23 protein-coding genes and 2 riboswitches are annotated in these 23,861 nt (G+C 69.1%); of the genes, 7 read left to right on the top strand and 16 right to left on the bottom strand.

Features of this window, described 5'->3' with window-relative positions; translation table 11 throughout:
• Window positions 1–2 precede the first annotated feature (2 nt).
• The 5 genes from AC58D2_RS03270 to AC58D2_RS03250 all read left to right on the top strand — a co-directional run bounded on the left by AC58D2_RS03270 (window position 3) and on the right by AC58D2_RS03250 (window position 5,756).
• On the top strand, window positions 3–1,313 hold the full coding sequence (locus AC58D2_RS03270; RefSeq protein ID WP_497387292.1) for an efflux RND transporter periplasmic adaptor subunit: 1,311 nt from the start codon (window positions 3–5) through the stop codon (window positions 1,311–1,313).
• Window positions 1,310–2,041 carry an ABC transporter ATP-binding protein gene (locus AC58D2_RS03265; protein WP_497387290.1) on the top strand — a complete coding sequence of 244 codons (732 nt, stop codon included), beginning with the start codon at window positions 1,310–1,312 and terminating at the stop codon, window positions 2,039–2,041. Before AC58D2_RS03270 ends, AC58D2_RS03265 begins: the two co-directional genes overlap by 4 nt.
• 8 nt (window positions 2,042–2,049) lie before the next feature.
• Complete coding sequence (locus AC58D2_RS03260; protein WP_497387866.1) at window positions 2,050–3,249, top strand: ABC transporter permease; 1,200 nt, start codon at window positions 2,050–2,052, stop codon at window positions 3,247–3,249.
• A 129-nt stretch (window positions 3,250–3,378) separates the two neighbouring features.
• Window positions 3,379–5,001, top strand: coding sequence for an acyl-CoA dehydrogenase family protein (locus AC58D2_RS03255; RefSeq protein WP_497387288.1), 1,623 nt, complete (start codon window positions 3,379–3,381; stop codon window positions 4,999–5,001).
• Window positions 4,998–5,756 (top strand): crotonase/enoyl-CoA hydratase family protein, encoded by a 759-nt coding sequence (locus tag AC58D2_RS03250; protein ID WP_497387286.1) that lies wholly within the window; start codon window positions 4,998–5,000, stop codon window positions 5,754–5,756. The genes AC58D2_RS03255 and AC58D2_RS03250 overlap by 4 nt, the downstream gene beginning before the upstream one ends.
• Before the next feature lie 12 nt (window positions 5,757–5,768).
• Here AC58D2_RS03250 and cobU read toward each other — a convergent pair whose 3' ends face one another.
• From cobU to AC58D2_RS03170, 16 genes are all read right to left on the bottom strand, one after another.
• The gene (gene cobU / locus AC58D2_RS03245; RefSeq protein WP_497387284.1) at window positions 5,769–6,281 is read right to left on the bottom strand and encodes a bifunctional adenosylcobinamide kinase/adenosylcobinamide-phosphate guanylyltransferase; all 513 of its coding nucleotides are present in this window, start codon (window positions 6,279–6,281) and stop codon (window positions 5,769–5,771) included.
• Window positions 6,278–7,735 (bottom strand): cobyric acid synthase, encoded by a 1,458-nt coding sequence (locus AC58D2_RS03240; protein ID WP_497387282.1) that lies wholly within the window; start codon window positions 7,733–7,735, stop codon window positions 6,278–6,280. The genes cobU and AC58D2_RS03240 overlap by 4 nt, the downstream gene beginning before the upstream one ends.
• Window positions 7,723–8,661 carry an adenosylcobinamide-phosphate synthase CbiB gene (gene cbiB / locus AC58D2_RS03235; protein ID WP_497387280.1) on the bottom strand — a complete coding sequence of 313 codons (939 nt, stop codon included), beginning with the start codon at window positions 8,659–8,661 and terminating at the stop codon, window positions 7,723–7,725. The genes AC58D2_RS03240 and cbiB overlap by 13 nt, the downstream gene beginning before the upstream one ends.
• Window positions 8,654–9,634, bottom strand: a complete 981-nt coding sequence (locus AC58D2_RS03230; protein ID WP_497387278.1) for an aminotransferase class I/II-fold pyridoxal phosphate-dependent enzyme — start codon at window positions 9,632–9,634, stop codon at window positions 8,654–8,656. Before AC58D2_RS03230 ends, cbiB begins: the two co-directional genes overlap by 8 nt.
• The gene (locus AC58D2_RS03225; protein WP_497387276.1) at window positions 9,631–10,350 is read right to left on the bottom strand and encodes an adenosylcobinamide-GDP ribazoletransferase; all 720 of its coding nucleotides are present in this window, start codon (window positions 10,348–10,350) and stop codon (window positions 9,631–9,633) included. Before AC58D2_RS03225 ends, AC58D2_RS03230 begins: the two co-directional genes overlap by 4 nt.
• Window positions 10,347–10,916, bottom strand: a complete 570-nt coding sequence (locus tag AC58D2_RS03220) for a histidine phosphatase family protein (RefSeq protein WP_497387274.1) — start codon at window positions 10,914–10,916, stop codon at window positions 10,347–10,349. The genes AC58D2_RS03225 and AC58D2_RS03220 overlap by 4 nt, the downstream gene beginning before the upstream one ends.
• Window positions 10,913–11,929: a nicotinate-nucleotide--dimethylbenzimidazole phosphoribosyltransferase gene (cobT, locus tag AC58D2_RS03215; protein WP_497387272.1), complete on the bottom strand. Its 1,017-nt coding sequence runs from the start codon at window positions 11,927–11,929 to the stop codon at window positions 10,913–10,915. The genes AC58D2_RS03220 and cobT overlap by 4 nt, the downstream gene beginning before the upstream one ends.
• On the bottom strand, window positions 11,926–12,333 hold the full coding sequence (locus tag AC58D2_RS03210) for a DUF1636 domain-containing protein (protein ID WP_497387270.1): 408 nt from the start codon (window positions 12,331–12,333) through the stop codon (window positions 11,926–11,928). Before AC58D2_RS03210 ends, cobT begins: the two co-directional genes overlap by 4 nt.
• Entirely contained in the window at window positions 12,334–12,882 is a 549-nt protein-coding gene (locus AC58D2_RS03205; protein WP_497387268.1) for a hypothetical protein, read from the bottom strand.
• Entirely contained in the window at window positions 12,882–14,828 is a 1,947-nt protein-coding gene (locus AC58D2_RS03200; protein ID WP_497387864.1) for a TonB-dependent receptor plug domain-containing protein, read from the bottom strand. Before AC58D2_RS03200 ends, AC58D2_RS03205 begins: the two co-directional genes overlap by 1 nt.
• Window positions 14,829–14,992: 164 nt before the next feature.
• Window positions 14,993–15,175, bottom strand: a riboswitch (cobalamin riboswitch).
• Between the two features lie 44 nt (window positions 15,176–15,219).
• Entirely contained in the window at window positions 15,220–15,990 is a 771-nt protein-coding gene (locus AC58D2_RS03195; RefSeq protein ID WP_497387266.1) for an ABC transporter ATP-binding protein, read from the bottom strand.
• A complete protein-coding gene (locus AC58D2_RS03190; protein WP_497387264.1) occupies window positions 15,984–16,982 on the bottom strand; it encodes a FecCD family ABC transporter permease in 999 nt (332 codons plus the stop codon). Before AC58D2_RS03190 ends, AC58D2_RS03195 begins: the two co-directional genes overlap by 7 nt.
• Window positions 16,982–17,836, bottom strand: coding sequence for an ABC transporter substrate-binding protein (locus tag AC58D2_RS03185; protein WP_497387262.1), 855 nt, complete (start codon window positions 17,834–17,836; stop codon window positions 16,982–16,984). Before AC58D2_RS03185 ends, AC58D2_RS03190 begins: the two co-directional genes overlap by 1 nt.
• Before the next feature lie 2 nt (window positions 17,837–17,838).
• The gene (gene cobO, locus AC58D2_RS03180; RefSeq protein ID WP_497387260.1) at window positions 17,839–18,453 is read right to left on the bottom strand and encodes a cob(I)yrinic acid a,c-diamide adenosyltransferase; all 615 of its coding nucleotides are present in this window, start codon (window positions 18,451–18,453) and stop codon (window positions 17,839–17,841) included.
• Entirely contained in the window at window positions 18,453–20,360 is a 1,908-nt protein-coding gene (locus AC58D2_RS03175; protein WP_497387258.1) for a TonB-dependent receptor plug domain-containing protein, read from the bottom strand. Before AC58D2_RS03175 ends, cobO begins: the two co-directional genes overlap by 1 nt.
• A 183-nt stretch (window positions 20,361–20,543) precedes the next feature.
• A riboswitch (cobalamin riboswitch) is annotated at window positions 20,544–20,767 on the bottom strand.
• A gap of 76 nt (window positions 20,768–20,843) precedes the next feature.
• Window positions 20,844–21,602, bottom strand: coding sequence for an AraC family transcriptional regulator (locus AC58D2_RS03170; RefSeq protein ID WP_497387256.1), 759 nt, complete (start codon window positions 21,600–21,602; stop codon window positions 20,844–20,846).
• 173 nt (window positions 21,603–21,775) lie between these two features.
• On the opposite strand from AC58D2_RS03170, the gene AC58D2_RS03165 reads away from it, so the two are divergent.
• Window positions 21,776–22,732, top strand: coding sequence for an alpha/beta hydrolase (locus AC58D2_RS03165; RefSeq protein ID WP_497387254.1), 957 nt, complete (start codon window positions 21,776–21,778; stop codon window positions 22,730–22,732).
• A complete protein-coding gene (locus tag AC58D2_RS03160) occupies window positions 22,729–23,742 on the top strand; it encodes a histone deacetylase family protein (protein ID WP_497387252.1) in 1,014 nt (337 codons plus the stop codon). The genes AC58D2_RS03165 and AC58D2_RS03160 overlap by 4 nt, the downstream gene beginning before the upstream one ends.
• The last annotated feature ends 119 nt before the right edge of the window (window positions 23,743–23,861 follow it).

The following is a 23,861-nucleotide window of genomic DNA, read 5'->3' as shown; positions in this document are numbered from 1 at the left end:
CCATGACCGACACCCCCGCCGAGCCGAACGAGCTCGACGACTTCCTCGGTGCCAAGCCGCGTCCGCGCTGGCGGCGCTGGATGAAATATTGGCTTCCCGCCATCCTCATACTCGTCCTGCTGTTCGGTATCGCGACCTGTTCGGGCGGCGGCGGCAAGGCCGGATATATCACCGAGCCGGTGACCGAGCGCTCGCTGGCGCTCAGCGTCACCGCGACGGGCAATCTGCGCCCCACCAACCAGGTCGAGGTCGGGTCCGAAGTGTCGGGCAAGATCGATCATATCTATGTCGACGTAAACGATCGCGTGTCGCAGGGCCAGGTGCTGGCGCGGATCAACACCGACGTCATCGAGGACCAGATCACGCAGGCGCAGGCCAATCTCAACGCCGCGCGCGCGCAGGTCGCGCAGGCTCAGGCGACGCTCGATGTCGACAAGGCGCAGCTCGCCCGGCTCGAGACGGTGTTCAAGGTGTCGGGCGGAAAGGTGCCGTCGCAGGTCGAACTCGACCAGGCGAAGGCGTCGGTCAAGCGCGACACCGCCGCGGTCGTCGCGGCGCAGGCGAATGTCCGTGCGGTCGAGGCGCAGCTGTCGTCGGCGGTCACCAACCGCGACCGCGCGGTGATCCGCTCGCCGGTATCGGGCGTGGTCCTTGCGCGGCAGGTCGAACCTGGGCAGACCGTCGCGGCCAGCTTCAACACGCCGACGCTGTTCATCATCGCAGAGGATCTGTCGGCGATGCAGCTTCGCGTCGAGATCGACGAGGCCGATGTCGGGCAGGTGGTCGAAGGGCAACAGGCGACCTTCACCGTCGATGCCTATCCGGGCCGCCGCTTCCCCGCGCGGGTCGAGCGCGTCGACCAGGCTTCGAGCAACACGGCGTCGACCGCCAGCCAGCAGAGTTCGGCGGCGAGTGCGAGCGCCAACGCGGTCGTCAGCTATGAGGCGCGGCTCGCGGTCGCCAACGCCGACGGGTTGCTGCGTCCGGGGATGACCGCCACGGCCACCATCGCGACCGGCAATACCGGCAAACAGCTGCTCGTCCCGAACAGCGCCCTGCGCTTTCAGCCCGACGCGAAGGAGAAGGAGGCCGGAGGCGTGCTCAATCCCGAAATCGGTCTGGAACGCGGCGAGCAGAAGGCGACGATCGGCGTCGGGAGCCGCCAGCGCGTGTGGGTGCTCGAGGCGGAGGACAAGTTGAAGCCGGTCGACGTCGTTACGGGCCAGAGCGACGGGCGACAGACCGCGGTCACGTCGAAAGACCTGCGCGCGGGGATGAAGGTCGTGACCGGCAAGGGAGCCGGCGCCCCGTGAGCACGGCGCCGCCCCGCGACGCGCCGCTGATCGAGCTGGAAGGAATCACCAAGACCTTCGGCACCGGCGAAGCCGCGTTCCAGGCGCTGAAGGGCGTCGACATGCGGATCGACCGCGGCGATTTCGTCGCCGTGATGGGGCCGTCGGGGTCGGGCAAGTCGACGACGATGAACATCCTCGGGTGCCTGGACGTACCGACGAGCGGCGTGTTCCGCTTTCACGGCGTCGAGGTGCAGGCGCTCGACCGCGATCAGCGCAGCCTGCTCAGGCGGCGCTATCTGGGCTTCGTGTTTCAGGGCTTCAACCTGCTGGCGCGAACGAGCGCGGTCGAAAATGTCGAACTGCCGCTGCTCTATCGCGGCGAAAAAAAGGCGGTCCGGCACGAAGTCGCGATGCGCGCGCTCGATCAGGTGGGGCTTGCGCCGTGGGCCGATCACACCCCCGCCGAACTGTCGGGCGGCCAGCAACAGCGCGTCGCGATCGCGCGCGCGCTCGTCACCCAGCCCGACGTCCTGCTGGCCGACGAGCCGACGGGCAATCTCGATAGCGAACGCTCGGTCGAGATCATGCAGCTTCTCACCCGCCTGAATGGCGAGGGCATCACCATATTGATGGTCACCCACGAAGAGGAAATGGCCGATTTCGCGCGCACGATCGTGCGCTTTCGCGACGGCCTGGTCGAAAGTGTCGAGCGCGGCATAGGCGCCCGCACGAAAGGGGGCGCGTGATGCTCGGCATGTTCGGCGCGACGCTCCTGCTCGCCTTTCGGGAGATCCGGCGGCACCTGTTGCGCTCGTTCCTGACGACGCTCGGCATCATTATCGGGGTCGCGGCGGTGGTGACGATGGTGACGCTCGGCAACGGCGTCACCGCGTCGGTCAAGGATCAGATCAGCTCGCTCGGGTCGAACGTCCTGATCGTCTTTCCGGTGCAGGGCGACCGCGGGACGCCGCGCGCGTTCCGGCAGGACGATATCGACGCGGTGCGCAAGCAGATCGCCGGGGTCGAGGAGGTTTCGGGCAGCGTGTCGTCGAGTGCGACCGCCTTTCACAATGGGCAGAGCTGGCGCACGACGGTGCAGGGGGTCGAAAACGCCTTTCTGCGGGCGCGGTCGATCGAGATCGATACCGGCCGCGCCTTTACCAGCGAAGAGATGACCGCCGGGAAGAATGTCTGCCTGATCGGGGTCAAGGTCCGCCAGGCGATATTCGTCGTCGGCGCGAGCCCGCTGGGCGAGAATATTCGCCTCAACAACGTATCTTGCACCGTGGTTGGCGTGCTCAAGGAGCGCGGCGAGGGGGGCGGGCCCGACCAGGACAGCGACAACGTCGTGATGATGCCGCTGAAGACCGTGCAACGGCGTTTCACCGGCAGCAACGACCTCAATTATTTCGTGATCAAATATGACAGCGCCTATTCGAGCGCGACGATCCAGGATTCGCTCGTCCGGCTGCTGCGCGAACGCCGGCTGCTGCAGGAAGGCACCGACAATGACTTCAACATCGTCGATACCGCGCAGGTCAATCAGGCGCTGGGCGCGGCGACCGGGGCGCTGACCGCGATGGTTGCGGTGATCGCGGGGATCAGCCTGCTCGTCGGGGGCATCGGCATCATGAACATCATGCTGGTGTCGGTGACCGAGCGGACGCGCGAGATCGGCATCCGCCTCGCGATCGGCGCGCTCGCGCGCGAGGTTCAGCTGCAGTTCCTGACCGAAGCGGTGGTACTTTGCTGCCTTGGCGGACTGATCGGGCTGGCGCTCGCCTTCCTGCTTTCCTGGGGATTGTCCAGCGCGATCGACGTCCCGTTCATCTTCAACCCCGTGGTCAATGTGCTGAGCTTTCTCTTCTCGGCGCTGATGGGCATTACCTTTGGCTATTACCCGGCGCGGCGCGCGTCGAAGCTCGACCCGATCGACGCGCTCCGCCACGAATAGGCGGCCGCGCGGCGATATGGCTTGCGTCGCGCGCGTCGATCCGATTTGTATCGGACGGGACCGGGTATCGACCGTAATTGCGGCGATGGACGACGGGGTCGGTGGACCCTGCCGGCAAGAGGAGAGGATATGTCCGCCATCCAGCCGATCGACCGGCTCGACACGCACGAGGTGTTCAACCAGCCGCCGCCGTTCGAAAATGTGAACCTGTTTTCGGGCGACCGCGCGCTCGTCGATGCGGTGACGCAGGCGGGTGGAGGCGAACATGCCGGGCGGCTGGCGGCGCTCGGGGAACGCTGTGGCTCGGCCGAGGTGATCGAATGGGGGGTGGAGGCGAACCGCCAGCCGCCGGCGCTCGAAAGCTTCGATCGCTATGGCCACCGCGTCGACGAGGTGCGTTTCCATCCCGCCTATCACCACCTGATGCGGCTGGGGCTGGATAATGGCTTCGCCGCGTCGGCGTGGGACGGCAGCGCACGCGGCCATATGCTGCACGCGGCAATCCTGTTCCTGACCGGGCAGGCCGATTCGGGAACAAGTTGCCCGATGACCATGACCTATGCCGCGGTTCCGGCGCTGCGTGCCGAGGCCGCGGTCGCCGATGTCTGGGTGCCGCGCATCGCCGCGGGACGCTATGACCCCGCGGCTCGCCCGGCCGCGGACAAGGCCGGCGTCACCATCGGCATGGCGATGACCGAGAAACAGGGCGGCAGCGACGTGCGCGCGAACACGACGCGCGCCGAGCCGGCGGGCGACGACGGCTGGTACAGCCTGACCGGTCATAAATGGTTCTGTTCGGCGCCGATGTGCGACGCCTTCCTGACGCTCGCCTATGCCGGGGGCGGGCTGACTTGCTTCCTCGTGCCGCGCTGGCTTCCGGACGGGACGCGCAACGCCGGGTTCCGGGTGATGCGCCTGAAAGACAAAATGGGCGATCGCTCGAATGCCTCGTCCGAAATCGAATATCATGGGGCGCTCGCGCAGCGGCTGGGGGAGGAAGGGCGCGGCGTCGCGACGATCATCCAGATGGTCCAGCACACGCGGCTCGACTGCGTGATCGGATCGGCGCAACAGATGCGAGGCGCGCTCGCGCAGGCCCTGTGGCACACGGCGCACCGATCGGCGTTCCAGAAGCGGCTGGTCGACCAGCCGGCGATGGCCGCGGTGCTCGCCGACCTGGCGGTGGAGAGCGAAGCCGCGACCGCGCTCGGCTTCCGGCTCGCGCAGGCGTTCGACGAGAATGACGCGTTGACGAGGCTGTTGACGCCGATCGCCAAATATTGGGTGTGCAAGCGTGCGCCGGGCCTGGCCTATGAGGCGATGGAGGCGCATGGCGGCGCCGGCTATGTCGAGGCGGGGCCGATGCCGCGCCTGTTCCGCCAGTCGCCGCTCAATGCGATATGGGAAGGGTCGGGCAACGTCATCGCGCTCGACGTCCTGCGCGCGATCGCCCGCGAGCCCGAAGGGGTCGAGGCGTTGCGGGCATTGCTTGCCGCTCCGCGCGGCCGGAATGCGGCCTATGACGCGTGGATCGACGATATCGACCTGGCCGCCGGGCAGGAGGGAAGCGCGCGCCTGCTGGTCGAACGGCTCGCGCTCGCGGCGCAGGCCGCCATCCTTATCGAGCAGGAGAATCCCATGGCCGATGCGTTCTGCCGCTTGCGTCTCGCTTCGCGGGGCAGCGCCTATGGCGCCTTCGACGCCGCCATCGACACGCGCGCGATCATCGACCGCGCGATGCCCGTCGCATGAGCGTCTCGATCGCGAATGACGGCGCGATCCGCACCGTCACCATCGACCGGCCCGCGTGCCGCAACGCCGTCGACCCGGCGACCGCCGACGCGCTGCGCCAGGCGTTCGTCGATATCGAGGCGGACGATAGCGTCGCGGCCGCGGTGCTGACCGGCGCCGGCGGGCATTTCTGCGCCGGCTTCGACCTGAGGGCGGTTGGGTCGGGGGAGGACCGCTACGACCCCGAAGGCGTCGGGCCGATGGGGCCGACGCGGATGCTGCTGTCGAAACCCGTCATCGCGGCGGTCGAGGGCTATGCCGTGGCGGGCGGGCTCGAACTCGCGCTGTGGTGCGACCTGCGGGTCGCGTCGCGCTCGGCGATATTCGGCGTTTTCTGCCGTCGTTGGGGCGTCCCTCTGATCGACGGGGGAACGGTCCGCCTGCCGCGTATCGTCGGGCAGGGCCGTGCGCTCGACATGATCCTGACGGGACGGCCGGTCGATGCGGCCGAAGCGGTCGCGATCGGCCTTGCCAACCGGCTGGCGCCCGAGGGCGGGGCGCTCGCGGCGGCGCAGGCCCTGGCCCGGGACATCGCGCGCTTCCCCGCCGTCTGCATGCGGGCCGACCGGATGTCGGCGCACCGTCAGTGGGACTTCGACCTTGCCGACGCCTTGCGTTTCGAGGGCCGCGAAGGCGCAAAACCACTGAAGGCCGAAGCGGTGGCAGGCGCCGGCCGCTTTGCAGGCGGGGCAGGGCGCGGCGGCCGGGTCGACTAGATCTGCCCGAGCCTATTTGACTGTCATCGGCAGGCCTGCGACGAGAAAGGTCACGCGGCCCGCCGCCGCGGCGACCGCCTGATTGACCCGGCCCGCGGCGTCGCGAAAGCGGCGAGCGAGGGCGTTTTCGGGCACGATCCCCAGCCCGACCTCGTTCGACACGAGCAGCACCGGGCCCGCCGCCGCGTCCAGCGCCGCGACCAGGTCCGCCGCTTCGACCTCGATATCGCGCGCCGCGTGCATCAGGTTCGACGTCCACAGCGTCAGGCAATCGACCAGCAGGATGCGGTCCGGCCCGGCGTGCGCGCCGATGGCATCGGCCAGGTCGAGCGGCGCGTCGATCGTCCGCCATCCGGACCCGCGCTCGACACGATGCCGTGCGATACGATGGGCCATTTCGGCATCATGGGCCTCGGCGGTGGCGATGAACAGCCGCTCGCCCGCGGCCCGCTCGGCCAGCGCCTGTGCGTGGCGGCTCTTGCCCGACCGGGCGCCGCCCAGGATCAGATGGACCGCCGGCGTCACCGGTCCGATCCCCGCGCGATGGCAAGCAGCTCGTCGAGCGCGACATGCCGTTCGAGTTCGGCGGCGATATCGTCGAGCGCGGCATCGACGGCGGCATGATAATCGGCGCCGCCGCCTCGCTGGCCCAAGCGCGCGAGCAGCGCGCCGCGAAAGCCGGGGCTGGCGAGAATGCCGTGGATATAGCTTCCCATCACGCGCCCGTCGGCGCTGATCGCCCCTTCGGTGCGGTGGTCGATCGTGGCAAAGCCGCGCGAGGTGCCGGCTCCGGCGGTCTCGCCCATGTGCATTTCATAGCCGTCGATCGTGGCCCCCAGCGCCGTGCCGGCCACGCGCCGCAAGGTCTTGGCAGGGGCGATCCGCGTTTCGACGTCGAGCAGGCCCAGCCCCTCGACCGCGCTCGCCGCTCCCTCGATGCCGTCGGGGTCGGCGATGCGCCGGCCCAGCATCTGATAGCCGCCGCACAATCCCATCACCGCGCCGCCGCGCCGGTGGTGGGCAAGCAGGTCGATGTCCCACCCCTCGGCGCGCAGCGCGGCGAGGTCGGCAATCGTCGCCTTCGATCCGGGCAGCACCACGAGGGCCGCGTCGGCGGGGATCGGCTGTCCCGGCGGAACCATCACGAGCCGGACGGCGGGTTCGAGTTTCAGCGGGTCGAGGTCGTCGAAATTGGCGATGCGCGGCAGGATCGGGCAGGCGACGACAAGGCCGGCGCCGCACTCCGCGCGATCCTTTTCGAGCACCACGGCGTCCTCGCTCGGCAGATGCTTCGCCGCGGCGAGCCACGGCACGATGCCGAAACCCCGCCAGCCGGTGCGGGCCGCGATCGCGTCATAGCCGTCCGCGAACAGCGCCGCGTCGCCGCGAAACTTGTTGATCAGGAACCCGCGGATCATCGCGGCGTCGGCCGCGTCGATCACCGCTTTCGTCCCGACGAGCGACGCGATCACCCCGCCGCGGTCGATATCGCCGATCAGGAGCACCGGGACGTCTGCCGCACGCGCGAACCCCATGTTGGCGATATCGCCCGCCCGCAGGTTGATCTCGGCGGGCGACCCCGCGCCCTCGACGATCACGAGGTCGGCGTCGCCGCGCAGACGGTCATAGCTTTGCAGAACCTCGGCGAGCAGGCTTTGGCGTGCTTCGCGGAAATTGGCGCTGCCGAGCGTCCCGCGCACCCGCCCGTGGACGATCAGTTGCGAGGTGCGGTCGGCCTGCGGCTTCAGCAGCACCGGGTTCATGTCGCTGTGCGGTTCGACGCGGCAGGCGATCGCCTGCAAGGCCTGGGCGCGCCCGATTTCACCGCCGTCGGCGGTGACAGCGGCGTTGTTCGACATATTCTGCGGCTTGAACGGGCGCACGCGAAGCCCGCGATTGGCGAACGCGCGGCACAGACCCGCGACGAGCACCGACTTGCCGACGTCCGACCCGGTGCCCTGAAGCATCAACGCGCCCATGCCATGCCTCCGGCGATCAGCCACAGGAGCGCGCAGGCGCGGATATGGATGCGCAGCGCGCGGCGAAGGTCGGCGGCGCTTGCGTCGGGGCGACCATCGCCGATCCAGGGTTTGTCGTGCATCGCGCCGTCATAGGCGACCGGCCCCGCGAGGCGAAGCCCCAGCGCGCCCGCCATCGCCGCTTCGGGCCAGCCGGCATTGGGCGAGCTGTGGCGCCGAGCATCGCGCCACAGGATGCGCCAGCCGCCGCCGCCGGCGAGGCACAGCACCACCGCCGCCACGCGGGCGGGGACCAGATTGGCCAGATCGTCGAGCCGCGCCGCCGCCCAGCCGAAGGCGCGCCATCGCTCCTCGCGATGGCCGATCAGGCTGTCCGCGGTGTTGACCGCCTTATAGGCCCACAAGCCGGGCAGCCCGAGCAGCAGCAGCCAGAACAGCGGCGCGGCGACCCCGTCGCAAAAGCTTTCGGCAAGGCTTTCGATCGCGGCGCGGGCCACGCCGGCCTCATCGAGCCCTTCGGTATCGCGCCCGACGATCGCGCTCACCGCAGCGCGCGCCTCGGCGGTGCTCCGTCGCTCGAGCGCGTGGGCCACCGCGGCGACATGGTCGAACAGGCTGCGCTGGGCGAGCGCGGGCCAGGCCATGAGCGCGGTCGCGATCCAGCCGGACGATTCCAACATCACGCCGGCCAGCCTCTGCGCCCCCCATGCGACGGCTGCGGCCGCGCCGACGAGCAGGCCTATCAAAAGACTGCCGAGCGCCCGGCGACGGGCGAAGCTGGAACCGGGGCGATTCCAGCGCGCCTCGCCGCGCTCGATGAGCCATGCGAATGCGCCCACCGGATGCCCGATCCGACGATAGAGTCGCAGCGGCCAGCCGAAGGCAGCGTCGAGCGCCAGCGCGGCGAGGGCGCCCGGCTCAGCCATCGGCCAGCGCCGCGGCCAGACGTGCGCGCGCCGCCGCGTCGCGGGGCAACCCGATGCGCAGCCAGTCGGATCGCGCATCGAAAGGGCGTGTCAGGATCGCCGCGCGCGCCAGTCGCTTGAACAGGGCGGCGGCGTCGGGGGTTTCGACCAGGCGGAACAGCGGGCAGTCGCCTCGCGGTCGAAAGCCTGCCTCGATCAACAGCATATCGAGCGCCGCGACCTCCTGGGCCAGTCGGGTCCGCGTCCGCACGATCCAGTCGGCATCGCGATAGGCGGCGGTGCCGATCGCGACGGCGGCGGCCGATACCGGCCACGCCCCGATCAGTGCGCGCAACTCTGCAAGCAAAGCCTGCGGACCGAGCACGAAGCCGAGACGGACACCGGCGAGACCGAAGAATTTGCCGAACGAGCGAAAGACGATCAGGCGCGTATCGTCGCGAATGCGCGGTGCCGCGCCGATCGCCGGATCGCAATCGGCATAGGCCTCGTCGACCACCAGCCAGTCCGCCGGCGCGCGCCGGTCGAGCAGCGCCCCGATCGTCGCGCTCCCGACGATGCGGCCGTCGGGATTGCCGGGATTGGCGAGGATCAGCGTGCCGGTTTGTTCGCGGATCGCCGGCCAATCGGCGGCCACCGACCCTGCGATCATCGCGCCGTGGGTGCGATAGCCGGGGGCGACATGACAGGCGCGGCCGCCAATCAATCGCCCGATCAGGCGCAACCCGATTTCGCTGCCGGGGACCGCGCAGACATGGCGGGCATCGAGTCCGAAGGCGGCGGCTGCGCTGGCTTCGAGCGCGGCGATCGCCTCGCGTTCGGGCAGCCGGCGCCAGTCGATCGCGATCGTCTCGGCGCCCGGCCAGGGATGCGGGTTGATCCCGGTCGACAGGTCGATCCACGGCGCATCGCCGCTGCCGAACCGCTGCTGCGCCGCGGCGAGGGCGCCGCCGTGCCAGGTCCAGTCGGCGGTCATCCGATATGACTCCAGCCGAGCGCGACGGCCAGCAGCGCGCTCTCGCCGATCTCGATTCCCGCGCCGTGCCCGTCGCCCGAAATCCCGCCGATCCGGCTTTTGATCCATATTCCCCAGGCGATCAGTATCGGTGGCGCCAGCAGCAGCGAGGGGGACAGGAGCGCGGCGGCAACGAGCGCCGCGCTCCACAACAGCAGATGGGCGGGGCGCACCACGCCGCGAAAGGTCGAACCCAGTCCGGCATGCAGGTCGGGCAGCCAGCGCGACCAGAGCAGCGGGCCGATCCGCGCCGCGAATGCGGTGAGCGCGATCGGCGCGAAGGCATTCGCCGCGATCAGGCCGTGGAGCAGTACCAGCTTGGCCAGCACTTGCATCGCGATCGCGGTTACTGCGAAGCTGCCGGCATGTGGATCGGCGAGCACGGCGAGCAGGCGGGCGCGGTCCTTGTGCACCGCGCCCGCAGCATCGGCGATATCGCCCAGCCCATCGAGGTGCAGCGCCCCCGTCACTCCGACCCACAGCAGCAAGGCGGCGAGCGCCCCCGTCCACGGATCGATCCGCGACCCGGCCCAGCCGCCTGCCGCGACGATGACCCCGATGATCAGGCCGGCGGCGGGAAACCAGCACATCGACGCGGCAAAATCCGCTGCGGTCGCGGTGACGCGGGGCAGCGGCAGGCGGGTCAGAAACTGGAGGGCGACGACCAGTCGCTTCACGGCGCGATCTCGACGATTTGCGCGCTGGTGACGTCGCCGCGCCAGACGCGCAGCGATACGAGCACGCCATAAGGCAGGTCGAACGACCATATCTGACTGGGGTCGAACCCGCACAGGCTGTGCAGCGCGGCGCGGATCGTGCCGCCGTGGGTGACGATCAGCGTCGGCAGCGGGTCGAGGGCTACCAGCGCCGCATCGACCCTTGCGACCAGCGACGACCAGCGCTCGCCACCCGGCGGGGGACAGCCGTCGGGGTCATTCCAGAACCGGGCGAGGGCATCGTTGTCGATCTGTGACCCCGCGCGCCCGTCCCACGCGCCGAAGTCGAGTTCGCGCCAGCGGGGATCGACGGTGGGAACGATCCCCTTCGCGTCGCCGATGATGGCGGCGGCCTGTCGGCAGCGCAGAAGGTCCGACGTGACGATCCGCTCCGCCGCGACGCCGCGCGCCTTTGCCGCGCAGGCGGCGACGCCCGCGGCGCTCGATCGCATGTCGGTGCGGCCGAGCAGCAGGCCCGGCGTTTCCGGTGCGCCGTGCCGCAGCAGGTGGAGCGAAAACCCGGTCACGCGGCCCCCGCGACCGCCGCTTCGGCAAAGGTCGCCATCTCTCCATGCGCCGCGAGAGCCGCCCGCACGATGCTCGCCGCGACCGCCGCACCGCTCGCTTCGCCGAGCCGCATGTCGAGCGAGAGCAGCGGATCGAGGTCGAGGATGTCGAGCAGGCGTCGATGCCCCGGTTCGGCCGAGCAATGGCCGGCCAGGCAATGCGCGGTAATCGCGGGGTTGTCGGCGGCCAGCGGTGCGATCGCCGCGCAGCCGATGAACCCGTCGAGCAACACCGGCACGCCAAGCTGCCGTGCGCGCAGGACCGCCCCGGCGATCGCCGCAATCTCGCGCCCGCCGACCCGGCGCAGCGTCTCGAATGCCGACCGCGCGGCATAGTCGTGCACCGCCAGCGCGCGTTCGACGACCCCCACCTTGCGCGCCACGCCTTCGGCATCGACGCCGGTGCCCGGTCCGACCCAGTCCGACACCGCGCCGCCCAAGCTGCGCGCGCAGAGCGCGGCGGCGGCGGTCGAATTTCCGATCCCCATTTCGCCCGGCACGATCATGTCGAGATCGCCCGTCACCGTCGCCGCGCCGGCATTGAGCGCGTCGAGGCAATCGCCCGCGTCCATCGCGGCCGCCGCGGTGAAATCGGCCGTCGGCCGATCGAGATCGATTGCGACCACCGACAATTCCAGCCCCGCCGCCGCCGACAGCGCATTGATCGCGGCACCGCCGGCCTTGAAATTGTCGACCATCTGCCCGGTGACGCTGGTTGGAAAGGCGCTGATCCCGTGCGCCGTGACGCCATGATTGCCCGCGAAGACCGCTACACGCGCGCGGTTGATCCGTGGTTTTTCGCGTCCCTGCCAGCCGGCGAAGAAGATCGCGATGTCCTCCAGCCGTCCCAACGAGCCCGCGGGTTTGGTCAGCTGGGCCTGCCGCGCGCGTGCGGCGGCGGCGGCGGCAGGATCGGGCGCGCGCAAGTCGGCGAGCGCGGCCTCGAAGGCGTCGATGGTCGGAAAGGCGGTCATTCGGCGACAAATCCTGCTGGCGGGATGCGAACGATGAAATGGCCCTTCACCCCGTCGGGCCAGTCCGCATAGGCGACGCGGCCATGCACGCTTTCGGCATAGGCGAGCGCATAGTCGAGGATCGCGCGCGCGGCTGCCGCGTCCGGGGTGAAGCGGCCCAGGACGTACCCGACCTTGCCGGGCGCGCGCAGATGGACGGTGCAATGATCCTGGCAGGCGAACAGGCAGGGCATCGGCTGGATCGCGATGGCGGCATAGCGCGGATCGGCATCGCGAAGCCCGCGCAGGGCCTGGGCGAGGCGCGCGCCGCCGGTCACCCCGGCGGCGTCGCTGCGCTGCCCGGCGCTGTGGCGGCAGGTGTCGCACACCACCACCGCCGGTCCCCCGTCGACGCGCGTCAGCATCTATGCGGCCGCCCGGGCCGGCCGCACCGGGGGAATCCCCAGCGCGACGAGCCCGCGATAGAGGCCATAGAGCGCAATCAGGATCGCGCCGTTGCGCAGCAATTGCTGCGCAAGCAGCGCCGGTGCCAGTGCCGTCGCGACGCCGCCGAGGAACAGCGCCCACATGAGTATCACCAGCTTGAACGCGACAAAGCCCCCGCCGTAGGCCAGAGCCAGCCGCGTCGCGGTGCGCGCGCCGCCGGACCATCGCAGCGCCGCGGCGGCGCCAAGGAGCGCGACGACCGCCGCGCTTCCCAGGCCTGCGCCCCAGCACCAGGTTTCGGCTGTGCGCGGATAGCCGAGGACCAGCAACCCCACCGCCTGGCTCGCGAGCCAGACCGCGAGCATCAGCGCGATCCCGTCGCGCCGCCGCATATGCACCGCGGCCAGCGCCGCCAGCGAGGGGAAGGGCGTGGCGCAGGCCAGCGCGAGCGTCGTCGCCGTGCTCGCCGCGGTGAACAGCGCGATCCACAGCGGCGATGCGCCATCGGCGCGAGCGCGGGCGCCCATCAGAAGCGCCCCCGCAGGCCGGCAAAGATACTGCGGCCGAGGGCGCCATAGCGATAGGCGGTCATATATTGCTCGTCGAACAGGTTTTCGGCGCGCGCGAACAGACTCACCCGCTCCGACAGCGCCACTTCGGCGCGCAGGTCGACGAGGGTGTAGGCGTCGAGCTTCGTCGTGTTCGCCGCATTGTCATAGCTTTTGCCCGACCAGCGCACCGCGGTGCCCAGCGTCAGACCGAACGGAAAGCGATAGCTGGCCGAGGCATTGGCGCTGTGGCGCGGGCGGCGTGCCAGCCAGTTGCCGAAGTTCGCGCTGTCCGGCGAACGATCCTCCGCGACGGTCCAGCTGTAGTTGCCGTCGAGCGACAGCGCCCCGACGGTCAGCGCGGCGGCCGCCTCGATCCCGTGCGCCTTGGCGAGCGCGACATTGGCATAATAGCCCCAGCGCGGCGTCGACGGGTCGCCGGGGACATGGCAGAGCGGATCGCTCGATCCCGTCGAACAGCCGTTATAGACGATCTGCTGCGTCGTCGTGCGGTCGAACCAGGTCGCGCCGACGGTCAGACGGTCGTCCAGAAAATGCTGCTCGATCCCCGCTTCCCAGCCGTGCGCCTGTTCGGGGTTCAGGTCGGCGTTCCCATATTCGCTGAACAGCTGGTACAATGTCGGCGCCTTGAAGCCTTCGCCATAGGTGGCGCGCAGCACCGTGCCGCTGGCAAGCCGCCACACGCCGCCGGCGGAGAACAGGCTTTGCCCGCCATAGCGATTGTGATCGTCGTAGCGGACGCCGCCGTTCAGCGTCAGCCCGTCGAGGGGCTCGATGCTGAGCTGGCCATAGGCGCTGGTCGTTTCGACCCGGCCGCCGACGAAGTCCGGCAGCGGCGTCGCGAGCGCGGCGGCGGGCGATCGGCTTTTGAAGCGCGAGCGTTCATTTTCGAGCCCGAAGATGGCGGTCACGCCCTGCGTGATCGCCAGGCTGCCCTGATATTCCCAGCGCCGGTTCTGCCCGTCGGCCTGAAAGCTGCGCTGACGCTCGCGGTCGGGGTTGAAATTATCGCGGTTGGTGTCGGTATAGGCGAAGGCGACGCGGTTGCGGAACGCGCCGTTCAGCAGGTCGAAATTCACCCCGACATAGCCGACGAACTCCTGATTCAGCCCATAATCGTTCGAATCGCCGTTGAACGCGTCGAATTCGACGCGGCCCGACGAATAATAGCCGCGCAGGTCGACGCTCAGATGGGGCGCAAGCTCGAGCTCGGCGCGTCCCGTCGCGCTGCGGTTACGATAGCCGTCGCGCTCGCCGCCGCCGAATTCGGGGGCGATTGCCGAAATGCCCGCGGTGGTGAAGCTCTGCCCGCCGACCCGCCACGCGAGCGGGCCGCTGCGTCCGCCGATCGCGGCGCGGGCGCTCACCGTGTCGCGCGATCCCGCTTCGACGTCGAAACTGCCTTCGAGCGGCTTTTCGGGCGTGGCGGTGACGATGTTGACGACGCCGCCTATCGCCTGGCTTCCCCACAGGGTCGACTGCGGACCGCGCAGCACTTCGATCCGCGCGATGTCGCCAGTCAGCAGATTGGCGAAATTATAGCCGCCGCCCGTCGACGACGGATCGTTGAGCTTTACCCCGTCGATCACGACGACGGTGTGATCGGATTCGGCGCCGCGAATGCGCAGCGAGGTCGAGGTGCCATAGCCACCGTTGCGCGACAGGCTGACGCTGGGCGTACGCAGCAGCAATTCGGTGACGCCCATGTCTTGCGCACGGTCGATCGCCGCCTTGCCGAGCACGCTTACCGACGCCGGGATCCGGTCGGGGCTGAGCGCGGCGCGGGTCGCGGTGACGACGATGGAGCCGGCGCCTTCGGGCGCGGCGGCATCGGGGGCCGGCGCCTGTTGCGCGTGGAGTGGGGACGCGGCGGCGAGCGCCGCGCAGGATGCGGAGAGGCAAATCGGATATTTGAACACGGGTCTTCCCTTTCGACGACACCGTGCCTCGACGCGCGCGCGCCGGTACCGGGCGCAGCGCGCACAGCACCGGGCGGGCGCCCAAAGGCACGGCCAATGCTGTCGTCTCTCGGGTTCACCCCCGTCCGCCCGGCACACCCTGTCCGCACGAAGGACGACCGCGGCGGGCAGGTCTCCTGGCTTGCGGGTCAACGCCGGTTCGACCGCCTTCTCGGGATGGATGTCCCAATGGCATTCGGCCGATGGCTCGCCGCGTACAGTTGCAGGGGCAGCCGGGGTTTTCCCGTTCCCTTTTGATCCCCGTAAGGGGAACCCGTCGCGTCGCGGGCGTTACATCGAATGCGAAGCGTCGGTCAATTGCTGCGATGCAAAATCGTCAAATCCGGCCAAGGGTCGTCACCGTCGGCCAGTCGCCGTCGGTCTCGACGCGGGCGGCGATGCCATAGACGGCGCGCAGCAATTCGAGGGTCAGCACCTCGGCGGGCGGGCCGTCGGCGGCGATACGCCCGGCATCGACGATCAGCAGGCGATCGCAATAGCGCGCCGCCATCGTCAGGTCGTGGAGCACCGCGATGACCAACGACCCCGCCGACGCTTCGGCGCGCAGCAGGTCCATCACGTCGATCTGGTGCCCGGGATCGAGGCTGGCGAGCGGTTCGTCGGCGATCAATGCGGGTGCCTCGACCGCGAGCGCGCGGGCAAAGAGCACGCGCGCGCGTTCACCGCCCGACAGCTCGGTCGCATCGCGTTCGCGCAGGCTCAGCACGTCGGCGCGTGCCATCGCCCGGTCAATCGCGGCCCGGTCGGCGGCGCCGATCCGCGACATCGGCGCGAGGTGCGGCAGGCGCCCCAGTTCGACCAGCCGTTCGACCGTCAGCGGCCAGTGCAACGATTGCCCCTGCGGCAGATAGGCGACCCGGCGCGCCAGCTCCACGCGGGGCATCGCCTGCGCCGGCCGACCGTCGATCTCGATCCGTCCGGTCGCCGGCACCAGCGCCAGCATCGCGCGCGCCAACGTCGATTTTCCCGCGCCGTTCGGCCCGACGATGCCGGTCAGCGTGCCGGGCGCGAACGCCGCGTCCACCTGATGCAGCACGGCGCGCCGCCCGAGCGTCACCCCGACGCCGGAGAGGGTCAGCGTCACCATAGCCGCCGCTCGCGCATCAGATAGATCAGGAACACCGGTACTCCCAGGAACGCCGTGACGACGCCCAGCTTCAGTTCGTTGGTCGTCGGGACGATCCGCACCCCTATGTCGGCGAGAGTCAACAGCGCGGCGCCGCCGATCGCCGAGGGGAGCAGGATCGCCGACGGGCTGCGATCGGTGAGCGGGCGGATCAGATGGGGCACGATCAGCCCGACGAAGCCGATCGCGCCCGACACCGCGACCGCACCGCCGACCCCGATCGCGGTGCCGAGCAACAGCCGCAGCCGCGTGCGCTTCAGGTCGACGCCGAGAGCCTGCGCGCCGTCCTCGCCCAGCGTCAGCGCATCGAGCGCGCGGCCGTCCCACAGCAGCAGCAGCCCGCCGAGGGCGATGCAGGGCAGGGCAACCCACAGATGCGCGAAAGACCGGTTCTCGAGGCTGCCGAGCAGCCACGTCATGATCTCCATCGCCGCGAAAGGGTTGGGCGACAGGTTGAGCGACAGGCTGATCCCCGCGCCGGCGAGGGTGGCGACCGCGATCCCGGCGAGGATCAGCGTCAATGGGCTTTCGGCGCGTCCCGCGAGCAGGAACAGGATCGCGAGCGCGACGACCGCGCCGCCGATCGCCAGCAGCGGCAACATGGCCGGATGCAGCTCCGCGAGCCCGAAATACAGCGCCGCGACCGCGCCGAGCGCCGCGGCGTTCGAGGTGCCCAGCACCGAGGGTTCGGCGAGCGGGTTGCGCAGATAGCCTTGCAGCGCAGCGCCCGAAAGGCCCAGGATCGCGCCGACCGCCAGCGCGAGCAGCGTGCGCGGCAGGCGCAGGTCGAACAGGATGATCCGGGCGATACGGTCGCCGTCGCCTGCCGCCGCGTCGAACAGTCGGGCAAGGGACAGGTCGACCGGACCGAACAGCAGCGAAGCGAGCGCGGCGGCGATAGCGAGCGCCGAAAGCGCGGCGAGCAATGTCCAGCGGGGCGGGGCGAAGCGCATCAGCTTGCGGCCCCATCGATGCGCGCGATCTGCGCCGCGATGCTCCGCGCCGCATCGACATAGGCGGGGCTGCCGCACACCGTCCATGCCTGCGGCACGCTGATCCGCGGAATGCCGTCGAGCGCGGGGTGGTGCAGCATTTCGCTGCCTTGGTCGGTGACTTGGTTCGTCGCGCTTTCGACGATCAGGAAATCGGGCTTCGCCGCGACCATTTCTTCCAGGCTGACCTGCGACAGCGGCGGCTTGCCCAGTTTTGCGGCGAGATTGACGAGGCCGAGCCGGGCCATCAACTCGTCGACGAGCGTCCCGGTGCCGGTCATATAGCCGCGCCGCTGGTAATAGGCCGCGACACGCCCGCGTCCCGGTTTCGGGAGCCCGGCCAGCGCTCGTTCCATCTGGCTCACCAGTGCTTCGCCTCGCGCGCGGTGCCCGACCGCGACGGCGGTCTGGCGGATCGAGGCGTAAATCTGATCGATCCGGTTCGCCGTGTCGAGATCGAGGAGCGGATACGTCTGTCCGGGCAGCGCGGCGAGCGCGGCGCTGCGGCTCGCGGGCATGCCGACGATCAGGTCGGGCTCGATCGCCAATATCTGTTCGGCCGACTGGCTCAGGATCGGCAGGCCTCGCGCGGCGTCGGCTTCGCCCGACATGTCGGGGTCGGCGGCGTTGCGCGTCAGCCCGGCGATCTGGCTACGGTCGGCGAGCGCGAGAACGAGCTGGTCGGCGCACAGATTGACCGACACGATGCGCTGCGGCACCGCCGCGGCCCTTGCGGGCGCCTGTGGGCCCGCCGCCCACAAGCCGCCTGCACTCGCGAGCAGCAAGGGGACGAGCAGGAGCGGGCGCGCCGTCATGGTCAGAACTCGATCCCGGCCTGCGCCCGGACATTCTGTTCGCGGAAGGGATGTTTGACCGCGCGCATCTCTGTCACAAGATCCGCGGCGTCGATCAGTGCCTGCGGCGCGTTGCGGCCGGTGACGACGACATGGGTCATCGCGGGTTTGGCGGCCAGTACCGCCAGCACCTCTTCGACCGGCAGATAGTCGTAGCGCAGCACGATGTTGAGTTCGTCGGCGATCACCATGTCATACGCCGGATCGGCGATCATCCGCTTGACCTCCTCCCAGCCTTCGCGCGCGACCGCGATATCGCGCGAACGGTCCTGCGTGTCCCAGGTGAAGCCTTCGCCCCGGCGCAGAAATTCGACCCGGTCGGGAAAATGATCGAGCACGACTTGCTCGCCGGTGTCCTGCGATCCCTTGACGAACTGGACGATGCCGACCTGCATGCCGTGCCCGATCGCGCGCATCGCCATGCCGAAGGCGGCGGTCGACTTGCCCTTGCCGGGGCCGGTGTGGACGATCACCAGCCCCTTTTCGACGGTCTTTGCCGCGATCTTCTTCGCCTGTGCCGCCTGCAATGTTCGCATCTTCGCCTTGTGTTCGGCGTCGGTTCGCGCGTGCGTGCCCATCAGAACGCCACCCGCACCCCGCCATAGGCGGCACGACCGGCGCCGCGATAGCTGAAGATTTCCTCATAATCGGTGCCGAGCAGGTTTTCCACGCGCCCGAACAGCGCGAGTCCGTCGGTCAGCCGGTAATCGGCGCTCAGGTTGACGAGCGCATAATCCTTCAGCGTCACCGTTACCGGGATATAGCTGGGGTCGATATAGGCGGCGTCGGTCATCGCGCCATTGTAGCGCAGGGTGAGCGTGCCCGAAAAACGCTGGTCGGCGCTGAAAATCGTGGCGTTCACGCTCCCCATATGCCGTGGGCGGCGTACCTCGCGCGCGCCGTTCTCGGTCGATTTCAGCCAGGTATAGGCCAGATCGAAGCGGATCTGCGGGATCGGCCGGGCGCTTGCGTAGGCTTCGATGCCGTGCTGCTTGCTGTCGGTCGTCCGGTTCGCCGGGGTCGCGACATAATCGGGCGCGGGATAATCGGTGAAAATTTCGTCGGTCAGTTTCGCATCGAACCAGGTCGCGCCAATCGTCGCCCAGCCGTCCGCCCCGAACCGTTGCTCGACCCCGGCCTCCCAGCCCTTCGACTTTTCGGGCTTCAGGTTCGGGTTGCCGATGTAACGCCCGTCCGAATAGCCATAGAGCTCGAAATAGCCGGGGTTCTTGACCCCGGTGCCATAGGCGGCGTGCAGCCGTGTACCCGTCGGCAGGCGATAGCTGCCCTGAACGCGCCACGTCGTCGTGTCGGCGAAGCGGGCGTTTTCGTCGTGCCGCACCGACGCCCCGAGCGAAAGCGCGCCGGCGAGCATTTCATATTGCCCGACGAAGCCGATATTGTCGGTATGCCGCTTGCCCTGAAAGGCAAAGCTCGACGGCGTAATATTCTGGTAGGTTTCGCGCTCGACGTCGACCGCACCGGTCAGGCGGTGGGTGATCGCGTCGCTGCCCAGGCTCAGGCTCGATGTGAAGCTGCCCTTCAGGCGTCGTCCCTTGTCGCCATAATCGAGGCCCGCGGGCGTGAAACTCTTGCGCGTCGTGTCGGCGAACTGCCCCGACAGCGTGCTGACCCAGCGTCCATCCATTGCGGTGAACTGCGCCGAGAGCAGGCCGTAAAGCGCCGCGTTCCGCGAATGGACCCCCGGACTGTCGACCAGATAGCCAAAGGTCGGCCCGGACAACGCCGTGTTGTTCGTGTCGGCGTCGGTATAGCTATATCGCAGCACCCCGGTCAGCGTCAGCGCCTCGCTCGGCGTCCAGTTCAGCTTGGCGCTCGCCCCGACGCTGTCCGACCCGACGTCGCGGCTGCCGCCGCGCGCGGTTGGATAGCCCGATGTTCCATAATAGCTTGCCGATAGCGCGTAATCGACCCTGTCCGTGGCCCCTGCGGCACGGGCCGCGCCGCTGATCGTGCCGAAGCTGCCGCCCTCGATGCGCGCGCGATACCCCGGCGCCTCGCGCCCCGACAGGGTGATATAGTTGATAACGCCGCCGATCGCATCGGAGCCATAGAGCGACGATTGCTGTCCGCGCAGCACCTCGATCCGCGCGGCGGGATCGGCGATCAGCGTACTCAGGTCATATTCGCCCTGATAGGGGTCGGACACTTCGATGCCGTCGATCAGCATCAGCACATGGTTGCTCTCGCTGCCGCGGATACGGATCTGCGTCAGCCCCCCGACGCTGCCGGCGCGGTTGACCGCGATGCCGGGCACGTCGCGCAGGACGTCGGCGACGAAGCGGGTCTGGCGCTGTTCCAGCGTCTCGCTGTCGAGGACGGTAATCGATGCGCCGGTCTCGTCGGCTGCGACGCCTTCGCCCGAGCGCGAGGCGGTGACGACGATGCGGTCGCCGGCGTTCTGGGCGAGCGCCGGCGTCGCGACGAGCAAGGCGGCGATGGAAACAAGCGGATATCTGAACATGGTGGGCCCCGTGCGCCGGCAACGAAGGCTGGAGCCTGCCGATACGCGCGGTCGCGACCGACCGGCGCGGGAGGATGCCGGCCGGCGTTGTCGCCGGCGTCCTCCCGCGCCGAGGCGGCTCCGGCCGCCTGGTCGTCGCTCGACGGAAACCCTCCGTGCCCCGGCCAGTCCCTGGACCCAGGCATTGAGCGACCCACGCCGGCAGGTCTCCTGGCTCGCGGGTCGTCGCCCGATGCACGCCTTCCCGGGCGTTGCGCCCAGTGGCTGGTCCGGCAAGGCCGCACCTGTGCATCGCGCTCGCCGCTTACAGTTGCAGGGACAGCCGCGGAATCGATGGTCCCCCAGGGGGCCATCTCACCGCATTCCCTATTAAGCCCCTTGCGGGGCACCGGCGCGATCTTGCGAACGCCCGAAGACGTCCGCAGCGCCCGCCCATAAAGAAATGCGGCGTTTTCGCAATCGGCTTTTGCAGCGGGTGGCGCGTCAGGCGCGCAGATACTGGCTGGGCGGTACGCCGAAAGCGCGGCGGAACATCGCGGCGAAGCCGCTCGGGCTGTCGTAGCCGACCTCGTACGTCACCTGCGTGATCGACGCGCCCGCGGCGAGCAGCGACAGCGCCTCCATCAATCGCACCTGTTGCCGCCAGACGGCCAGCCCCATACCGGTTTCCTGTTTGAAGCTGCGGGTGAAGGTGCGCCGCCCCATCGCGGCAAGGCTTGCCCAGTCGTCGATGTCGCGCGGATCGGAGGGATCGGCGAGGATCGCGTTACAGACGCGCAGCAGCCGCGGATCGCTTGGCATCGACACCTGGTAGGGCGCGTTCGGCATACGCTCGATCTCTTCGAGCAACAGCGCGATGATCCGCCCCTCGCGCCCGTCGACATCGTATAGCGGCGGAAAGTCGACGACTTCGAGGATCAGCGATTTCAGCAGGTTGGAGACTTCGAAAACCCGGCACTCCTTTGCCGTATCGGCCGGTCCGGTCGGCAGGTAGAGCGTGCGCAGCGACACCGGGCCGCGGCACGCCACTTCGTGCTTCATGCCCGCGGGCAGCCACACCGCGCGCTGGGGCGGAATGACGAAGCTGGTTTCGGGGGTGCGCACCGACATCACCCCGGTCGAGGCATAGAGGATCTGGATGTGATCGTGACTGTGCATAGGATCGACGAAGCCCGCGGGATATTCATCCTGCAGCGCGATCACCGGACGATTGGTGACGAGGACGTCGATGCTGTGCTTCACGGCCCGTTCCCGACAATAACCAGATGATGCGATGATACAGGCCGCGACACGCGCTGGCCAGCGAAGCTGTTGCCAATGGCCTTCGCGACGTGGTGATTGGCCCGAATGCGCGATAGAACGGTGCCGGCAGCCGCTATCCGTGGGGCAACGATAACGGGGAAGGAAAATGCCATATGTCGAAGGGCTTGGATGCCGTGAAGGACGTTATGGTCGATCCTGACATTCGTCGCTTTGTCGAGGCTGTCGCTGCGGCCTATGCGGCGAATCCCCTGCCGGCGGGAAGCGGCGCTGCGGGACGGCGCGCGATCGCCGAGGCGGTGCGCCGGCCGTGGCGCGAGGGCGGCCCGGACATGGCCGAAAGCCGCGACTTCGACATGGGTGGCATCCGGCTGCGGCTCCACCGCCCGGTCGCCGATGCGGTTCTGCCCGTCCTCTTCTATATCCACGGCGGCGGCTGGGTTCTGTTCAGCGTCGATACGCACGACCGGCTGATGCGCGAATATGCCGCGCGCGCCGGCGTTGCCGTGGTCGGCATCGACTATCGCCTGTCGCCCGAGGCGAAATTTCCCGCCGCGCTCGAGGATTGCTCGGCGGCGCTCGACTGGATCGCGGCGCAAGCGGAGGTGCTGCGGCTCGATGCGTCGCGCATCGTGATCGGCGGCGATTCGGCGGGCGCGAACCTGTCGGTCGCCACATGCCTCTCCCGCCGCGCGCGGGGGCTGCCGCTGCCCCAGGGCATGCTCCTAAACTATGGCGCCTTTGCACCCGACCACCTGCCAAGCTATGCCCGCTTCGACGGCCCTCCCTATTCGCTCGAGGTGGACGAGATGGACGCATTCTGGACCGATTATGTCGGCGATCCCGCGCAACTCGGCGACCCGCTCGTCGCGCCGCTGCGCGCCGATCTTGCAGGCCTGCCACCGGCCTTTCTCGCGATTGCCGAATGCGACATCCTCGCCGACTGCAACCACGCCTTTGCCGCCCGGCTTGCCGACGCCGGCGTGCCGGTGCGTGCGGTCACCTATGAAGGCGCCACCCACAGCTTCCTGGAAGCGATGTCGATCGCGCCGCTTGCGCGCCAGGCCCTCGACGATCAGGCGGCCTGGATCGGCGAACGGGTGGGCGCGTGAGGCGTTTCTTCGACGATCGCCAACTCGCGCATGCGCCGGTCCGCGAACTGCATAATGGCGAATGGACCGCCTATGCCGAAAATGCCGAGCGACCGCGGGCGATCCTGGCGGCACTGAGCGGCTGGGAGGCCGTCCGCGATTTCGGCATGGCGCCGATCGCAGCGGTCCATGACGCCGGCTATCTAGCCTTCCTTCAGCGCGCGCATAACGAATGGCGCGCGGCGGGACGCGACGGCGATGCGATCGGCTATACTTTTCCCGTCGTGCGCCGCCGTCCCTTGTCTTTCGGCCGGGTCGACGCCGATCTGGGTGCCTACAGCTTCGATGCCGCGACGCCGATCGCCGAGGGGACGTGGGAGGGGGCCTATTGGTCGGCGCAAACCGCGCTTTCGGCGCTCGATCATCTCGCGGGAACCGGCGAGGCGTCGGCCTTTGCGCTGTGCCGGCCGCCCGGGCATCACGCCGGACGCGACTATATGGGCGGCTATTGCTACCTCAACAATGCCGCGATCGCCGCGCGTGCGGCGCAGGCGCGCGGGCTCGGCCCGGTCGCGGTCCTCGACATCGACTATCATCACGGCAACGGGACGCAGGATATCTTCTACGCCGACGCCGGGGTGTTCTTCGCATCGATCCACGCCGATCCGGCGACCGACTATCCATTTTACTGGGGGCATGCCGACGAGCGCGGCGAGGGGGCGGGCGAGGGGACGACGCTCAATATCCCGCTGCCGCGCGGCACCGACGGTGCAGCCTATGCCCCGGCGCTCGACCGGGCGCTAGCGGCGATCGCCGATTGGGGCGCGCGGTGTCTGGTCCTGTCGTTCGGGGCGGACACGCACAGCAGCGACCCGATTTCATTTTTCCGGCTCGAACGCGACGATTATCGCGCGATCGCAGGCCGTCTGCGCGGGCTCGGCATCCCGGTGCTCATCCTGATGGAGGGCGGCTACGCCGTCGGCGACCTCGGCGGCAATGTCGCGGCGTTCCTCTCGGGGTTCGAGGGGTAACGCCGGCTTTTGGGGTGGCCCCGGCGCAGGCCGGGATCTCGTCGGTGCGCAAAACCGTCAGGGTGAGATCCCGGCCTTCGCCGGGATGACGATGCTGAATAAGTCCGCGATCGGTCGAA

Source organism: Sphingopyxis sp. CR5 (genome assembly GCF_059693785.1).
Note: the sequence above shows the minus strand (reverse complement) of the source record. Positions and strands in the feature narration are given on the sequence as shown.